This window comes from Vibrio sp. 704, assembly GCF_033339295.1.
The window spans coordinates 767,794-782,389 of the sequence record NZ_JAWOUH010000001.1; the positions used below are offsets into that span (position 1 = coordinate 767,794).

Here is a 14,596-nt window from a genome sequence, read left to right on the forward strand (position 1 = left end):
ATAATTTGGAGCGACACACGAGGTTCGAACTCGTGACCTCAACCTTGGCAAGGTTGCGCTCTACCAACTGAGCTAGTGTCGCATTTATTCTCGAAAGCCATTCGCTCTCAAAAGAATAATGGAGGCGCCTCCCGGAGTCGAACCGAGGTCCACGGATTTGCAATCCGCTGCATAGCCACTCTGCCAAGGCGCCTTTTTATTACGCTTCAGGGCTCTACCCCGTTGCGTTGGTGGCTACTTTACGGATTGAGAGAAGATAGTCAAACAAAAACATTTCATTTTCTGTTCGTTTGATTTCTTTTAAGTCAATTCGACCAAAGTTCGATCTTATTGGCTTAAAACGAAGCAATATAAATCTCGCTTTCAGTTCGTTTTGTCCCATGAAACATTAAGGCGTTTAATAGTTGCTGACCCTTTTTAGCAATCTTCCCACAACATTAGGGTGATAAGACCAAGTGTGATCAAACATCGACATTAATGCAGGATTTCCGTATTTCGATAAGCTAATCGCGTGAAAACGGTTTTTCTTCGCTTTGAGCGCATCCACTTTGGCCAGTAACTCGTCTTGTTGTTTTGGCGCGATAAAGTCGGAAATGACTACCATGTCTGCGTTTTTATATTTATCACCGCTCATCAAGTCGATAGATTTAATCAAAGTTGGCTCTAAGTCTGTACCACCATGGAAGCTATAAGTTAGAAAGTCCGCCGCCTCGCGCAGACCATCTTGTTTGGTTAGTTCGTAGGTAATGTGTTCCGTAGAAAAAATAATGACATAGCAATCACGTTGCTCCGCTAGTGCGATTTGCATCAGAGCATAAGCCATGGCTTTGGCGCATTGCTCAGGAAAGCCACTCATGGAACCGGACGCGTCCACACAAACAATGAAGGGGCCTTTTTCGATATCTACCGCTTTATGGTCAGGTCGGTGAGCTTTAACTTTACGTAACGTGCGCGATTTGCCTTGTGTACGATAGTTCATGAGCCGTTTATCAACTAAGTGTTTATAGAACACAACTTCAAGTTCAGGATACGCCAAAAACATCGTTTCGTTGGGAAGTAGCTTATTTAGATCATCGCTTTCGTGAATACCGACAATATCATCCGTCGCCTCATCACTTTTCTCTTCGACCAATTGAAGTTCTTCAGTGGGCGCACGATTTAGTTCAGGATCATTTACTTGCCCCGCCATACGACCGAGTTGCTCCGCAATTTCTTGCAAGCCTTGGTGCTTCTTCAGAAACTCAGCATGGCGTTTCATCACCGTTAAGTCTGTTTTACTCAACTTGGCAGATGCCATATCCCACAGGCGCCCTACACTTTCAGCGTCACCCGACTCCGTGACTTTATCCATATTACGCATGGTTTCCATACGTTGATACAGGTCATTCAGCACCTTTTCTTTATTGGCTTCAAGCTCGCTTACTTGCGCTTGTTTTATAGCATCGGTGAGGCTTTTGTACCATTGATCACAAAAGTAATGAGGGAACATAGGGTTATTCATCCCTTTGTTCTTTTCCATCATTCGGCGAGCTTGCATGTAAAACGCAGAGTGCCATTCCAGCTTTTTAATCACATCTTCGATGTTTTCAAAAAACGCCTCTTCATCCCAATGAATAACCTCTTGATATAAAGACAGCTCTTGTTGGAAACGCTCTGTCTCACATACCTTGGTGATCCGTTTTTTGACGCTGCCTCGCCACTTTAACAAGTGACCTTTGACCGAAGATTTAACACCTCGGTTTTCTGCCATCATCATGACTTGTGAACGAGCCATCAAATCATTAACTGCGCTATCGATGATGCCGGAGTCGGCCACCATCAGCGCGAGGTTAAGTCCGTCTGCACCTAGCATGTCGTCTCCTTATGAGAAAAACTGATTTAAGTTTTTAAAGCGTTGGATAACTTTTTCACTTTCTGCTTGGATTGATTCAAGTCTCTGACTGACCTGTTGTAGACTCGACTCCATAAGGCGGGGTAGTTCAGGATCAACAAAGCTATGCGGAAGCGCATCATGAAAGTTCGCTTTCACCTTGCGCATATGGTGTTCTGCCTCACTAAGCTGATTTACGGCTTTTTCGCTCTGCGTTAACCACTTTTGGTAAAGCTCTACATCCAAGCCTTCTTGAGTCACTAGGCTAACCAAAATGCCTCGGTTCGCGATATCACGGATAACTAGGTTATTCGCCGCGTCAACATCAAATCGTAAACGGCACATGTTGGTGTTTTGATTGACGTAACCATACACATCACCGCTTCCCTCTTTAATGACTCGATCTAACTCATCTTTGGGTACATAAACCCAGCGGCTATCACCTTTTTCTGATTCTGAAACCGACATGTTGCTTTGCAAGACAACCAATTTAACTAAGTTAACGGCTGCGCCAACTTTGTACATCTTGGCTTTAGAGGTATCAAAGCGCATGGTTTCTTTACGCAAAATACCCGTGGCCGCTTCAGACGTTAACGTCATGCGGTAGGCATCTTCTAGTTCATGTTGGACATCAACCAAAGACTCACGGCAGTACTCGATTTCCTGCTCCGCGTCTTGTTGATCAAATGCATGTTTTAAGGCGAACTCTTGAACCACTTCACGTACCACATCTCGCGATTCAGGACTGTTCCATAAACAATCTTGCAGCAGTAAAAGGTCAAGCGGATTTATTTCATCGCGACCATTAAAAAACGCGCTCGCTTTTAACAACTTCACGGCTTTCTTCCAGCGGCGGTCAGAGACATACATATCGGTATTGGCCACATCACCAAACTGAGCTTCAACTTTGCTTTCTAACATCGTTTTAAGCTGGAAAAGCTTTTCGAATGCATTGTCGGTTAACGTCAATTTGTCGAGCTGTTGTTGCCATTGATGATATTCTTCATCAGTTATCGCTAGGCCTTCTGGTACTTGTGCCTCTTGCGATGTGCCCACAGTCAACATCGACTTAAAGTTTTGTTTATTCTGAATTCGATTCACAAACACACGCACCAACATGCGGTCGTAGAGCGCATCCAATCCACTATCTTCATCGGGTAATTCATTGGAAGCCGATACCAACAAGCGCATTGGCACACGCTCGATATCGCTGCCATTTTTGAATGTTTTCTCATTAACCACTGTCAGCAATGTATTAAGAATTGCAGGGCCCGCCTTCCAGATTTCATCCAAAAATACGACTTGTGCAGTTGGCAAATACCCTTTAGTTAAGCGAACATAACGGCCGTTGTCTTTTAGCTCTTGGATACTCAGTGGCCCAAACACCTCTTCAGGGGTTGAGAAGCGCGTCATCAGGTATTCGAAGTAACTGCTGTTATCGAACGCTTGGATGAGTCGTTTGGCAATTAAGCTTTTTGCAATACCAGGGGGACCTAAAAGAAAAACACTTTCACCAGCAAGTGCAGCAAGAAGGCAGAGCTTGATCGTATGTTCACGCTCATAAACGCCATCCGTTAACGCTTTCGCCAATTTATTGATGCGTTCTGAGAGAAGCGCTTTTTCGGCATTTGAGGTAAATAAGGTTTGTGTCATACGTTCTCCGGCTGCTGAAGTGGTATTGCGTTAACATTTTTATACACTTGTTATAACTTTGTTACAAATGTATTTTGTCGAATTCCCCTTATAGCAGATGCTTTTCCCCTTCTTGACGAAGCAATCAAAGTTTCCATTTATGAGACATTGCTCACTTAAAGTGCAAACGCTTTCGTCGTGTTGCAGTATTTTTTGCTTTTGTTTCCCACCATTTGTGGTTAATGTCGAAAAACGTCAAAAATGCGGTAACAGCTAGGGTTTATAACTGCATGAGCAAGATAATTCATAAATGGAAGCAAATTTCTCTGATTGAAGAAGACGTTGTGCTTCCTACAGGACAGGCAATTACGCACACCACAATCCATCATCCGGGTGCTGCGGTGATTCTCCCTATTACAGCGGAGGGTCACATTGTCCTTGTCCACCAATTTCGGCCTTCACTTAATAAATGGCTATTGGAACTTCCTGCTGGTACCAGAGAAGGCAACGAAGAGCCACTCTGCTGCGCCAAAAGAGAGTTAGAGGAAGAAACTGGGTTTAGTGCAGAGAAATTCACGTCTCTCGGCCAAGTCACCCCTCTTGCCGGATTTTGTGATGAGATACAGTATCTATTTGTTGCCGAAAAGCTCAACAAAACAAACCGTTACGAGTGCGATGAAGACGAAGTGATTGAGGTCGTCACCTTGTCAATCAAGCAACTCGAAGAAAAGATAGTCGATGGCACGATCACCGATGCCAAAACGATCGCTTGCTTAAGCAAAGCGCGCCTTTGCGGATATATTTAGGACTTTGACCAAGGAGACATTCATGGATTTTCGATCAGATACCGTTACACAGCCCACCCAAGCCATGCGAGAAGCCATGTTTAAGGCCCCCGTTGGGGATGATGTTTATGGTGATGACCCTACGGTCAATGAGCTTGAAAAATTTGCTGCGCAGCTTGCTGGTTTCGAAGCAGCTTTGTTTACCACTTCAGGCACTCAAGCCAATCTGCTCGGTTTAATGGCGCATTGCGAGCGGGGAGATGAATATCTATGTGGGCAACAAGCACATAACTACAAATACGAAGCTGGTGGCGCGGCGGTTTTGGGATCAATTCAACCTCAACCAGTCGAAAATAACCCAGATGGCACGCTACCATTTGATAAACTGGCTGCTGCGATTAAACCAGATGATTGTCACTTTGCTCGCACTAAGCTTCTCAGCTTAGAAAACACAATTAATGGTAAAGTACTACCTCTGTCTTACTTAGCAGAAGCACGTGACTTCGTGAATAAACATAACTTGCAGATGCATCTAGATGGCGCTCGCGTTTTTAACGCAGCCGTTGCACTTGATGTTCCGGTAAAAGAGATCGGTCAGTACTTTGATTCAATGACGATCTGTCTGTCGAAAGGTCTGGCTGCCCCTGTTGGCTCGCTACTACTTGGTAGCAAAGACTACATCGCAAAAGCACGTCGCTTAAGAAAGATGGTCGGCGGTGGTATGCGTCAAGCGGGTATTCTTGCCGCAGCAGGCAAACTTGCCCTTACCGAACAAGTGGAACAGCTAAAACAAGACCACATCAACGCAAAAACCTTAGCGGAAGGTTTAGCAGAACTGCCTGGTTTTTCAGTCAACCCTGAATTTGTTCAAACGAACATCGTGTTCGCGAAGCTTGATCCTCAAGTGGACATAGTAAGTATCGCTGCGAAACTAAAGGAACAAAACATCACGATAACCCCTGGAAATCCAATTCGTTTTGTAACTCATAAAGATATTTCAGCGAAAGACATCGACACTTTCTTATCAAGTATAAAATCTCTACTTTAATTTGATTTTGATCATTGAGCTTCCCCTAAGGGGAAGCTTTATTGTATCGCCATGATTTTTAGCGAATAGATAACCTCCATGCTCAGGTTTGTACTTCTAATCTCTTTTATTTTCTCTTCCGCTATCCATGCCGAGCCGTTTGGTGATGCTGATAAAGGTAAAATCAAATCACCTAGCTGTGTCTATTGTCACGGTGTTAAAGGCATCGCAACGAACAACACCTATCCAAGCCTTGCTGGTCAAAATTCTCAGTACCTTTACAATGCAATGAAATCTTATCAAGCCGGTGAGCGTAAAGGGCCGCTTGCAGAAATGATGGCAGCACAGTTAAAAATGTTAAATGATGAAGACCTTCGTGATGTCGCTGCTTTTTATGCAGAACAGACAGAAATCAAGTAATTAGATCACCTGTAGATGACTATGAAAGCTCGTGAATCATCCAAACTCAACGCATATTGAAACATTAACCCAACATTTGACCACAAAACAATCAAATTAACTTCACTTCAAATATTTGATGAATTTATAGTTCAACATAAGCATTAATATTGACTTTTTATTCTATTTTATCGATATTTCATGCTTTATTGAATTTGACGTGAAGTAAGTTATGTCTCACACACATGCGCAACCAGCAGACTCGGTTGCTACCCCTAAGTCGTGGCAGATGCCAGATACCCTCATTTTGATCTTCATTGTTGGTATTCTTGCTGCGATTCTTACCTACTTAATTCCTGCTGGTCATTTTGATAGCCAACAGGTGACCTACATGGTCGACGGTGCAGAAAAAACTCGCACAGTTATCGATCCTTCTTCTTTCTCTTATGCAACCGACGAAAACGGTGAATTGGTTTACAACAAGGTTGGCCTGTTTGCTTCTGGTGGTGGCATTGGTCTGATGAACTTCCCTTTCGAAGGGCTAGTTTCTGGCTCTAAATGGGGCAGCGCAATCGGCGTGATTATGTTCATGTTGGTTATCGGCGGTGCTTTCGGCGTTGTAATGCGCACAGGCACAATCGATAACGGTATCCTGCGCCTTATCGATAAGACCAAAGGTAACGAAGCGCTATTCATTCCAGTGCTATTTTTGCTGTTCTCGCTAGGCGGTGCGGTATTTGGTATGGGTGAAGAAGCCGTAGCGTTTGCGATTATTATCGCGCCGCTTATGGTTCGCCTTGGTTATGATGGTATCACTACGGTAATGGTTACCTATGTTGCGACTCAAATTGGCTTTGCTACTTCTTGGATGAACCCTTTCTCCGTCGCTATTGCGCAAGGCATTGCGGGTGTACCTGTTTTATCCGGCATGACAGTGCGCATGGGGTTATGGGCTGGCTTTACGTTAATCGGTATCGCTTTCACAATGATCTACGCCGCTCGTGTGAAGTCAAATCCTAAACTTTCTTACAGCCACCGCACAGACCAGTATTTCCGTCAGCAAGAGCTTGGCAATCAAGATTCTCGTTGGAACCTAGGTGACACACTCGTTATCCTTACGGTTATTGCGACCACGGTGTGGGTCGTTTGGGGCGTAGTCGCTAACGCATGGTACATCCCAGAAATCGCTTCTCAATTTTTCACTATGGGCTTTGTTGTCGCGATCATCGGTACGATTTTCCGCCTGAACGGTATGACGCTAAACTGCGCAGCTGATGCATTTAAAGAAGGTGCAGCTATTATGCTTGCACCTGCCCTATTAGTGGGTTGTGCAAAAGGTGTATTGTTGATCCTTGGTGGTGGTACAACTGATGAAGCGAGTGTACTGAATTCAATTCTAAACAGTGCTGGCGGCGTGATTAGCGGGCTTCCTGACGTGGCTGCGGCATGGTTAATGTATGTATTCCAATCTATCTTCAACTTCTTCGTCACTTCGGGCTCTGGACAAGCGGCACTAACGATGCCTCTACTGGCCCCTCTGGCAGACATTGCAGGCGTTACACGCCAAGTGGCAGTTTTGTCATTCCAACTTGGCGATGGCTTTACTAACGTTATCGTCCCTACTTCGGCATCTCTGATGGCAACGCTTGGTGTCTGCCGTATCGACTGGGGTGACTGGGCAAAATTCTGCTGGCGATTTATTCTATTACTCTTTACCCTATCAAGTATCGTCGTTATCGCAGCTCATATTATGGGTTTTGCGTAAAACGAAACCAATTGGTAATTAAGGCGAGACATGTTCTCGCCTTATTAATATTCATCGTATGACGACGCTAAGGTTTTAGATTAGCTTATGGTTTTGGAGTGGTAACTTTAATGGCAACACAATTTCTCGATGACATGATTCAGGGTCATCAAGTGATTCAATCTCTCAATGTAGCAGACCTAAATTCGGGCGAGCATAAGTTTTGGTTTCGCATCGCAACGAATGCTCTCTCTCAGTGGCAACACCTACCTGTGCTAGTGTTCAAAGGTGAAAAACCTGGCAAGAAGATCATGATTACCGCAGGGGTTCATGGTGATGAGTACAATGGTGTGTTAGCAGCGCAGAAAACTGCTCGAGAGCTCATCGGCACTGAAGTCGCTGGTACTGTCACTATTGTTCCAACCATTAACATGCCAGGTATGCTAAACCACAGCCGCGATTTCTATTCCGCAGACCCTGACGCGTCTCCTGCAAACTTAAACCGCTTTTTTCCTGGTGACCAAAACGGCAATGAGGCCCAACGTTATTTATATGCATTGTGGAATGATTTGCTCAAGCCAAATGCTGATTTAGCCATTGACCTTCACACTCAAACCAGTGGTGCGGCCTATCCACTTTACGTGTTTGCAGATTACCGAATCGAGCAATCATTAGAAATGGCTCGCCTCATTAATCCTGATGCGATTTTAAATGATCCTGGAGATGCTGGCGTCCTTGAAACGGTTTGGAATAACCATGGTGTCCCAAGCATTACTGTTGAAGTAGGTATGGGGCGATACACCGAGCAAGAACTCATCAGTCGAACTGTAACAGGCATTTTTAATGTGCTGAAAAAGCATAACATTGTTGAAGGTGATATGGGCCCTATTAGGTCATGCTTGGAAGGAAACGAAATCGTCAGTGTGAAAGCGACACACGGCGGCTTTGTACTGCCTCATGTCAGTTTGATGAATTTTGTCGAGCAAGGCCAACTTCTTGCGATTCAATACGACAGCTTTGGCGCTGAGATTAAACGCTACACCGCCCCAACAAGCGGCACAGTACTTAGCCACAATGTTGAATCTATTCGAGCACCAGGCTCCCTGATCGTTCGTTTGATTAAGTAAACCATAACCGTTTGTTGATAGATCAACCTTTCGACGCTCACTCAAATTTATATAAGCCCCATCACGAGTAATCACAAATGATGGGGCTATATCCATTTTGACCACATTAAGTTACGCGGTAACAAATTACTGTTAAGCGAAATGACAAACTGAGCTCTTAATTAGGAAGCTTCCCCTCTGTCCGCTTTTTCAGCCACGCTGATGAACTTAAAGCTGTCTTTGTTTCTCTTGTTCAACAAAAATGAGCTCGTCTATAGCGAAACCTTTCTCTTTAGCTACGTACTTAAAGCGCTCCACTACTTTCTCATCAACGTTAGGCGTTCTAGACAATAGCCACAAATAGTCGTGGTTGTAACCGGAAACAAACGCATAGTTATAGTTTTCACCTAGCTCAAAAACAATGTAAGAAGAGTATATTGGCCCAAAAAAGGAAACCTTTAAGTGTCCAACCGTTTTATCTTCAACAAAATAAGCTTTGCCTTCAGCTTCTGACCACTGTCGCTCTTCTTCGGAATATCCACGGTTTATCACCTTAACCCCACCATCCTCGCGAACCTGATACTCAGCGGTAACGTTGGATAAGCCTCGCTCAAATGAATGGTCTAGGCGTGCAATTTCGTACCACTTACCTAGATATGGCTCTAAATCGAAATTATTGACGGGTTCCACCCCATCCGGCTTCGAGGTACAACCAAATAAAGTTGCAAGTGACAAAAGTAAAAATATTTTTATCGATTTCATACAACACCTAAATTTTAATTAGTGATTGATTTTACTCTAGAAGATAACAAATCGATCACTAAGCCGCACCATCGCCCTAATAGGTACACATCACAATTCTTCATCATCAATAGCGCGCTGAACACCGAAACCTCGTCATCTCAGCAAATCGATAACAAGATTGCTCTATTTTTGACTTACAAGCTGACCATGCTTGTACATTTTGTCAGCATTTAACCCTATGCATATAGAAACTTTGCACAACATAGACATTCGTAGGCATATCACCCTCCTATAATACGTTGCGTTATAGACAGAGGTTATTGTTATGAAATTAAAAACAGTGTCAGTTTGTGCACTTTTGGTGTTACTTGCAGGTTGTCAGCAGGAAAAGCCGAGCGCAACGACACAATTAACGACCTCGGCAGATGTATGTAATGCACAAGGAAACATGCCAGGTGGGTGGAATGAGTTTAACGCGACCCCTGATGCACAAAAGGCAATGGCCTTTGTTTTAAAGAAAATGGACACAATAGCGTCGTTTAAACAAATACTGAATGTTCACGCGCAAATCGTTAGCGGCGTCAACTATGCTATTGAGTTTGAATTGGATGATGGCTCTGTTTGGAACACGATTGTTTATCGCAACCTCGATGGCGAATATGCGATTACCCAATCGCCAAAAGAAGGCCACTTTTGCGAACAGTAGCGACTTAGTCAGAAAGCCCCAACATTAGGGGCTTTTTGATCTAACAGTAGTCACTGAATTAGACAGCGAAGCGACATTGAGATTTAATCGACACCGTTGAACCAAGTCTTGATGGTTCTACATCAATCCTCTGCGCCATTTGTTCTTTCAACTCAGAAACGTGAGAAATAACACCGATCATGCGCCCAGTCTGTTGCAGGTCCACTAGCGTTTGAATAGCAAGATCTAAAGACTCTGGGTCTAAACTACCGAAGCCCTCATCAATAAATAAAGTGTCTAAACGAATACCGCCACTATAGGATTGCACAACATCCGACAAACCAAGTGCCAGAGCAAGCGCTGCCATAAATGATTCACCGCCGGAAAGTGTCGCAACATCACGCGTTTTTCCTGTGTAGCCATCTTCAACCATTAAATCTAAGCCGCGACCCGCAGCACCTTTGAAGCCCTCTGTTTTTCGAGCAAGAATATAGCGCCCTTTACTCATAAGGCTTAAACGTTGGGAGGCCTGAATCAGCACATCATCCAACAGTACACCAAGAACAAAGCGATGTAGGCTAACCCTGCTGCCTGTTTTACCACTAGCAACGTCGTACAACGTACCAAAGACTTTGTATTCTTCTTCTAACTTACTATTTTTCTCATGCAACACGGCAATATCTTTACGAACCTTTTCAAGACGTTCAAATATTGAGCGTGTGGTATCAAGTTGATTCCTTACTTCAATATATTGCACCTGCAGAGTGGTTAACCTGTCATTAAACAACTCTAAATTAGGCCTTTCAAGATCTTTCAATGCATGATTTAAATCATGTAGTGTTTGCTCAAGCTTGGTTTGTGCCTGTTTGAAGCTGTCTATTTCTTGCTGCCAGGCTTGAAGTTCATCATCTCCCACTCGACTACTTAGATAATGGCTTTCATCCTCAAATTTACTCGCCTGTAGTGCCTCATTCCACGCTAATTCTGCTTGGCTAAGTTTTTGCTCTGACTCAGATAACCACTGCTTGTTCGTCGCTAAGTGACTTTCCGCATTTGATTTCTCCAATATCGCTTGCTGCAAAGCGGTTTGCGCCTTTTCTAAGCCTGTGTTCAAACTCAGAATTTGCTCTTTTGTCAGCAAAATTTCACGTTCAAGCAAGTCAGCGGAACTGTATTTTGGGTCAATAGAAGCTTGTAATTGAGCCAATTGTTCTTGGTTCGCTTTAACGGTTGATTCATTTGCCGCCATTTTATTCTGCAGCTCATGAATTTTATTTTCACCCACGACGCAGCGTTGATTAAGCTGTTCAACGTTCTTTTCTAGCTTTTCAATATCAATAGCTTGTAGACGTAGGAGTTGAGCATTGATCGCTTGCAAATCATTTTGAACCGTCGAGATCTCAGATGTAGCATACTCACCCAACTCCTCTTTCAACTGGTTACACTGATTCTGATACTGACTAATGACAACGTTATGTTGTTCTAGCTGATTGCTTAGTTGGTTCAACAAGGTTTGAGCTTCTCGCTCTTTAGCTCTAGCCGCCTGAACTTGCTCTTTTGTAACGGCTTCTTCAACAAACGTTGCGGGGTTAGGATGCGTTTCGCTACCACACACCGGGCATGCTTCACCTGCTTTTAGTCGCTGCGCTAATACTGCCGCTTGAGCGTTGTGCCACTTAAGCTCTATCGTATCAGCGGCTTGTTGACGCTGCATATAGCGCTGACTGGCTTCGTGTAGTGACTGCTGCTTGCCTACAGTTAGCGCATTGAGTTTAGAGAGCTCTAAAGTAAGATCATGCAGCTTTTGTAGATCCTGTAACAGCCGTTGTTTTTGTTTTATTTCCGCATCGATGCTGCCAATAAGCGCAACATCAACTCGTGCTTTCTCTAGCTCCTTCTGTCCCTGCTGGGCCTGTAACGTTAACTTATCTTTTAGTTCTATGTACTGTTTTAACGTTGCTTCAAATTGTTGTTTTTGTTGATAACCCGCCGTTATTTTACTTTCCAAATTGTCTTTCTCGACCAACTTGTTTTTCATACTTTCAAGCTGATACTGCAGTTGCGTTAACTGCGGGACCTTTGCCGCTGCCTCTTTTGCACTTTGCTGCAAGTTTTCTTGTTCTCTCGCAACGACATTAGCTTTTTCGAGACTCTCTTCCAAAGCTACGATTTTTTGCCTAAGCTCTTGCGTTTGAGCTTTTGCATTTTGTAATGAGATGTAGGGCAACTCTATCTTATTGGCATTTTTAGCGTTTTCTAATTGCTGTTGACGAGCTTTTATCGAATCTGCGTGTTCTAGATGCAGCTTGAGTGCGCTTTCTGCTTGCTCTCGTTTCGAAAACTCTCCATTCAAGGTTTCCGCTTTTTGCAATTCAGATTTAGCAGTATTGAGCTTATCTAACGCTGCTTGCTCATTCTTTTTATCAGACTCTAATTGCTTAGTTACTTGTTCCAGTTGTTGTAATAGTTCTTGTTCAGAACTCGCTTCTGCAACTTGTAAAGCACCTCGAATTTGATTATCAAATTCGCCTTTCGCTTTACTAATTGCACTCGCTTTATCTTTGAGCGCGTACTCAATTTTTTTATATATGTCAGTTTGAAAGAGCTGGCCAAAAATTTCTTCACGCTCTTTAGAGCTAGCAAGCAACAGTTCTCGGAATTTTCCTTGAGGCAACACCATAACTTGACGAAATTGAGTTTCATTCAAGCCAATAATATTGCTAACTTCAGTTTTAACCTGAGTCGTCTTGCTGGTGATAAGCGTTTCAGTCTCACCGAGTTCATAAAGAGCCGCAGTGTGCTTTTTAATCGTCATCCCTTCACCACGGGCCTTGGGCGCTTCCTGCTCAGGGGATCGAACAACTCGGTATTGTTTGCCGTGTAACGAAAATTCGAGAACTACTTCGGTTGGTAAGTCTTGCGCGGATAAGTCACACCGCATCTGAATACCTTGTCGCTCATTACCTGTGGTTTCACCATAAAGGGCGAAGCAAATGGCATCTAAGATCGACGTTTTACCGGAACCTGTAGGACCATTAATCAAAAATAGAGGGTTACTGCCAAGCTTCTCAAAATGAATGATTTCAGTTTTTGCAAACGGACCAAAGGCTTGCATGGTTAGTTTAATTGGTTTCATCTTTGGTCCCTATTGCTGTGATAATTGCTTAATAATGTCAGTAACAGCTTGCTCTTGCTCTTTAGACAACTGGCTATCTTGCGCCTCAATAAAAAAATCTCGGAACATATCAATTTCGCTTCGCGCCAACTTTGCTTGCGCCATTTCCTGCTCTACCCCAATTAACATGCCAGGTTTCTCAAGGTGTAAAACGTTTGGATACACTGAACGAAGTTTTTCCATTGGGTTTAAAATCGCATGTTTATCCATCAAACGAACTAACAAATAATCTTCATTCTTGGGGTCTGTTTTCCCTTGCTCAATAACTTTATCCAGCTCGCCCTCTACAATACGCATTTCATGAGGAGCCGTAAGATCAATATGCTTTGCAGAAACGAATCCTTTCTTGTCCAGTTCAACTAACGTGAAACCTTTTCTCTGGTTCTGTTCACCAAAGCTATACTTCATGAGAGAGCCAGAGTAACGGATATGCTCTGCGCCTTTCTTTTGAGGCTGATGCAAATGACCAAGTGCGACGTAGTCAAAATCTAAGAAGTGTTCATGACTCACGCGATCAGAACCACCAATAGATAATGGTCGTTCAGAGTCTGACTCGATAGCCCCATCAACAAAACAGTGACTCACGAGCACGCGCTTTTGCTTAGAGATAAAGCGCTCTTTAATTTGCTCAACAAGCAATTGATGAGCCTCATCATGAGTGGATACCGAGGCTTTGTAGGCAAACCTGACCTGTTCAGGGTCGTTATAAGGCATACCATAAAACGCGACCTCGTCCGCAGAGTCCGTTTTTATGATTATGGGAGTGAGCATATCTTCAAAGTTGCTAACAATATGGAGACCTGCATTTTTCATTTGCTCTGAGCCGAAACCTAGCCTTTCTGCACCATCATGGTTGCCAGATATAAATATCATTGGTGTTTCTAACTCGGTACAAATGCGTTTCACGACTCGATCTAACAGTTCTATTGCAACCGTTGGTGGCACCGAACGGTCATAGATATCTCCCGCCACTACAACTGCATCGACGGGGTTGCGTTCAATATAGTTAATCAGTTGTTCGAGTACTGCTTGTTGATCTTCGAGTAGTGATACGTTGTGGAATTGTCGACCAAGATGCCAATCTGAGGTGTGGATAAACTTCATTCGAATTCACTTTCCGCCAATTCTATGAGTAGGCTTGCTTCTGTCAGAGTCCATGTACCGTTTATAAAAAGGAATGCGTCACGGGTGGGATCTCGAACAAGCCAAAACTCAAGTTATTTTATATCGGTAAGGATATCTTGAGTCGAACAGCTTTTCATGTGGTTTGTGTTCTATGGCTGGCTATTTAATCAGAAAGCGAGAAGAACACTGTAAAAACGCGGTGAGCAAAGCTATTTTGAAAAGCAAGCTGCGCCTAGTCATTGTCCAAACATCATTAAAGGGCCAGTTTCGAGTTAATCCCCCATAACATTTGCATCACTAAAAC

Annotated in this window: 11 protein-coding genes and 2 tRNA genes; 6 read left to right on the forward strand and 7 right to left on the reverse strand. The window is 43.6% G+C overall.

The features are described 5' to 3' along the window. Window positions 1-6 precede the first annotated feature (6 nt). The 4 genes from R7R24_RS03210 to R7R24_RS03225 all read right to left on the reverse strand — a co-directional run bounded on the left by R7R24_RS03210 (window position 7) and on the right by R7R24_RS03225 (window position 3,523). Window positions 7-82 (reverse strand) — tRNA-Gly (locus R7R24_RS03210). A 37-nt stretch (window positions 83-119) separates the two neighbouring features. Further along, a tRNA-Cys gene (locus R7R24_RS03215) sits at window positions 120-193 on the reverse strand. Between the two features lie 204 nt (window positions 194-397). Continuing rightward, the gene (gene viaA, locus R7R24_RS03220) at window positions 398-1,852 is read right to left on the reverse strand and encodes an ATPase RavA stimulator ViaA (protein ID WP_005375981.1); all 1,455 of its coding nucleotides are present in this window, start codon (window positions 1,850-1,852) and stop codon (window positions 398-400) included. 9 nt (window positions 1,853-1,861) lie between these two features. Beyond that, window positions 1,862-3,523: an ATPase RavA domain-containing protein gene (locus R7R24_RS03225; RefSeq protein ID WP_005375980.1), complete on the reverse strand. Its 1,662-nt coding sequence runs from the start codon at window positions 3,521-3,523 to the stop codon at window positions 1,862-1,864. A 269-nt stretch (window positions 3,524-3,792) separates the two neighbouring features. On the opposite strand from R7R24_RS03225, the gene R7R24_RS03230 reads away from it, so the two are divergent. The 5 genes from R7R24_RS03230 to R7R24_RS03250 all read left to right on the forward strand — a co-directional run bounded on the left by R7R24_RS03230 (window position 3,793) and on the right by R7R24_RS03250 (window position 8,584). After that, a complete protein-coding gene (locus tag R7R24_RS03230) occupies window positions 3,793-4,308 on the forward strand; it encodes an NUDIX hydrolase (RefSeq protein ID WP_005375979.1) in 516 nt (171 codons plus the stop codon). A gap of 22 nt (window positions 4,309-4,330) precedes the next feature. Beyond that, the gene (gene ltaE, locus R7R24_RS03235; protein WP_005375978.1) at window positions 4,331-5,335 is read left to right on the forward strand and encodes a low-specificity L-threonine aldolase; all 1,005 of its coding nucleotides are present in this window, start codon (window positions 4,331-4,333) and stop codon (window positions 5,333-5,335) included. A 78-nt stretch (window positions 5,336-5,413) separates the two neighbouring features. Further along, entirely contained in the window at window positions 5,414-5,734 is a 321-nt protein-coding gene (locus tag R7R24_RS03240; protein ID WP_005375977.1) for a c-type cytochrome, read from the forward strand. 211 nt (window positions 5,735-5,945) lie between these two features. Continuing rightward, a complete protein-coding gene (gene yfcC / locus R7R24_RS03245) occupies window positions 5,946-7,478 on the forward strand; it encodes a putative basic amino acid antiporter YfcC (RefSeq protein ID WP_005387492.1) in 1,533 nt (510 codons plus the stop codon). A 110-nt stretch (window positions 7,479-7,588) separates the two neighbouring features. After that, on the forward strand, window positions 7,589-8,584 hold the full coding sequence (locus R7R24_RS03250; RefSeq protein ID WP_025767721.1) for a succinylglutamate desuccinylase/aspartoacylase family protein: 996 nt from the start codon (window positions 7,589-7,591) through the stop codon (window positions 8,582-8,584). 207 nt (window positions 8,585-8,791) lie between these two features. Here the strand turns inward: R7R24_RS03250 and R7R24_RS03255 are convergent, their stop codons facing one another. Continuing rightward, window positions 8,792-9,325, reverse strand: coding sequence for a lipocalin family protein (locus tag R7R24_RS03255; protein ID WP_005375974.1), 534 nt, complete (start codon window positions 9,323-9,325; stop codon window positions 8,792-8,794). Between the two features lie 307 nt (window positions 9,326-9,632). Here R7R24_RS03255 and R7R24_RS03260 point away from each other — a divergent pair, with 307 nt between their 5' ends. Then, complete coding sequence (locus R7R24_RS03260) at window positions 9,633-10,013, forward strand: cystatin domain-containing protein (protein ID WP_017633640.1); 381 nt, start codon at window positions 9,633-9,635, stop codon at window positions 10,011-10,013. A 58-nt stretch (window positions 10,014-10,071) separates the two neighbouring features. On the opposite strand, the gene R7R24_RS03265 is transcribed toward R7R24_RS03260, so the two are convergent. Continuing rightward, complete coding sequence (locus R7R24_RS03265; protein WP_318119416.1) at window positions 10,072-13,128, reverse strand: SMC family ATPase; 3,057 nt, start codon at window positions 13,126-13,128, stop codon at window positions 10,072-10,074. A 9-nt stretch (window positions 13,129-13,137) separates the two neighbouring features. Beyond that, the gene (locus tag R7R24_RS03270) at window positions 13,138-14,271 is read right to left on the reverse strand and encodes an exonuclease SbcCD subunit D (RefSeq protein ID WP_017820209.1); all 1,134 of its coding nucleotides are present in this window, start codon (window positions 14,269-14,271) and stop codon (window positions 13,138-13,140) included. Window positions 14,272-14,596 lie beyond the last annotated feature (325 nt).

Coding starts and splice junctions, on each gene's coding strand:
- R7R24_RS03255 (WP_005375974.1), bottom strand. CDS start 9,325: ATGAAATCGATAAAAATATTTTTACTTTTGTCACTTGCAACTTTATTT.
- R7R24_RS03240 (WP_005375977.1), top strand. CDS start 5,414: ATGCTCAGGTTTGTACTTCTAATCTCTTTTATTTTCTCTTCCGCTATC.
- R7R24_RS03260 (WP_017633640.1), top strand. CDS start 9,633: ATGAAATTAAAAACAGTGTCAGTTTGTGCACTTTTGGTGTTACTTGCA.
- R7R24_RS03225 (WP_005375980.1), bottom strand. CDS start 3,523: ATGACACAAACCTTATTTACCTCAAATGCCGAAAAAGCGCTTCTCTCA.
- R7R24_RS03265 (WP_318119416.1), bottom strand. CDS start 13,128: ATGAAACCAATTAAACTAACCATGCAAGCCTTTGGTCCGTTTGCAAAA.
- R7R24_RS03250 (WP_025767721.1), top strand. CDS start 7,589: ATGGCAACACAATTTCTCGATGACATGATTCAGGGTCATCAAGTGATT.
- viaA (WP_005375981.1), bottom strand. CDS start 1,852: ATGCTAGGTGCAGACGGACTTAACCTCGCGCTGATGGTGGCCGACTCC.
- R7R24_RS03230 (WP_005375979.1), top strand. CDS start 3,793: ATGAGCAAGATAATTCATAAATGGAAGCAAATTTCTCTGATTGAAGAA.
- ltaE (WP_005375978.1), top strand. CDS start 4,331: ATGGATTTTCGATCAGATACCGTTACACAGCCCACCCAAGCCATGCGA.
- R7R24_RS03270 (WP_017820209.1), bottom strand. CDS start 14,271: ATGAAGTTTATCCACACCTCAGATTGGCATCTTGGTCGACAATTCCAC.
- yfcC (WP_005387492.1), top strand. CDS start 5,946: ATGTCTCACACACATGCGCAACCAGCAGACTCGGTTGCTACCCCTAAG.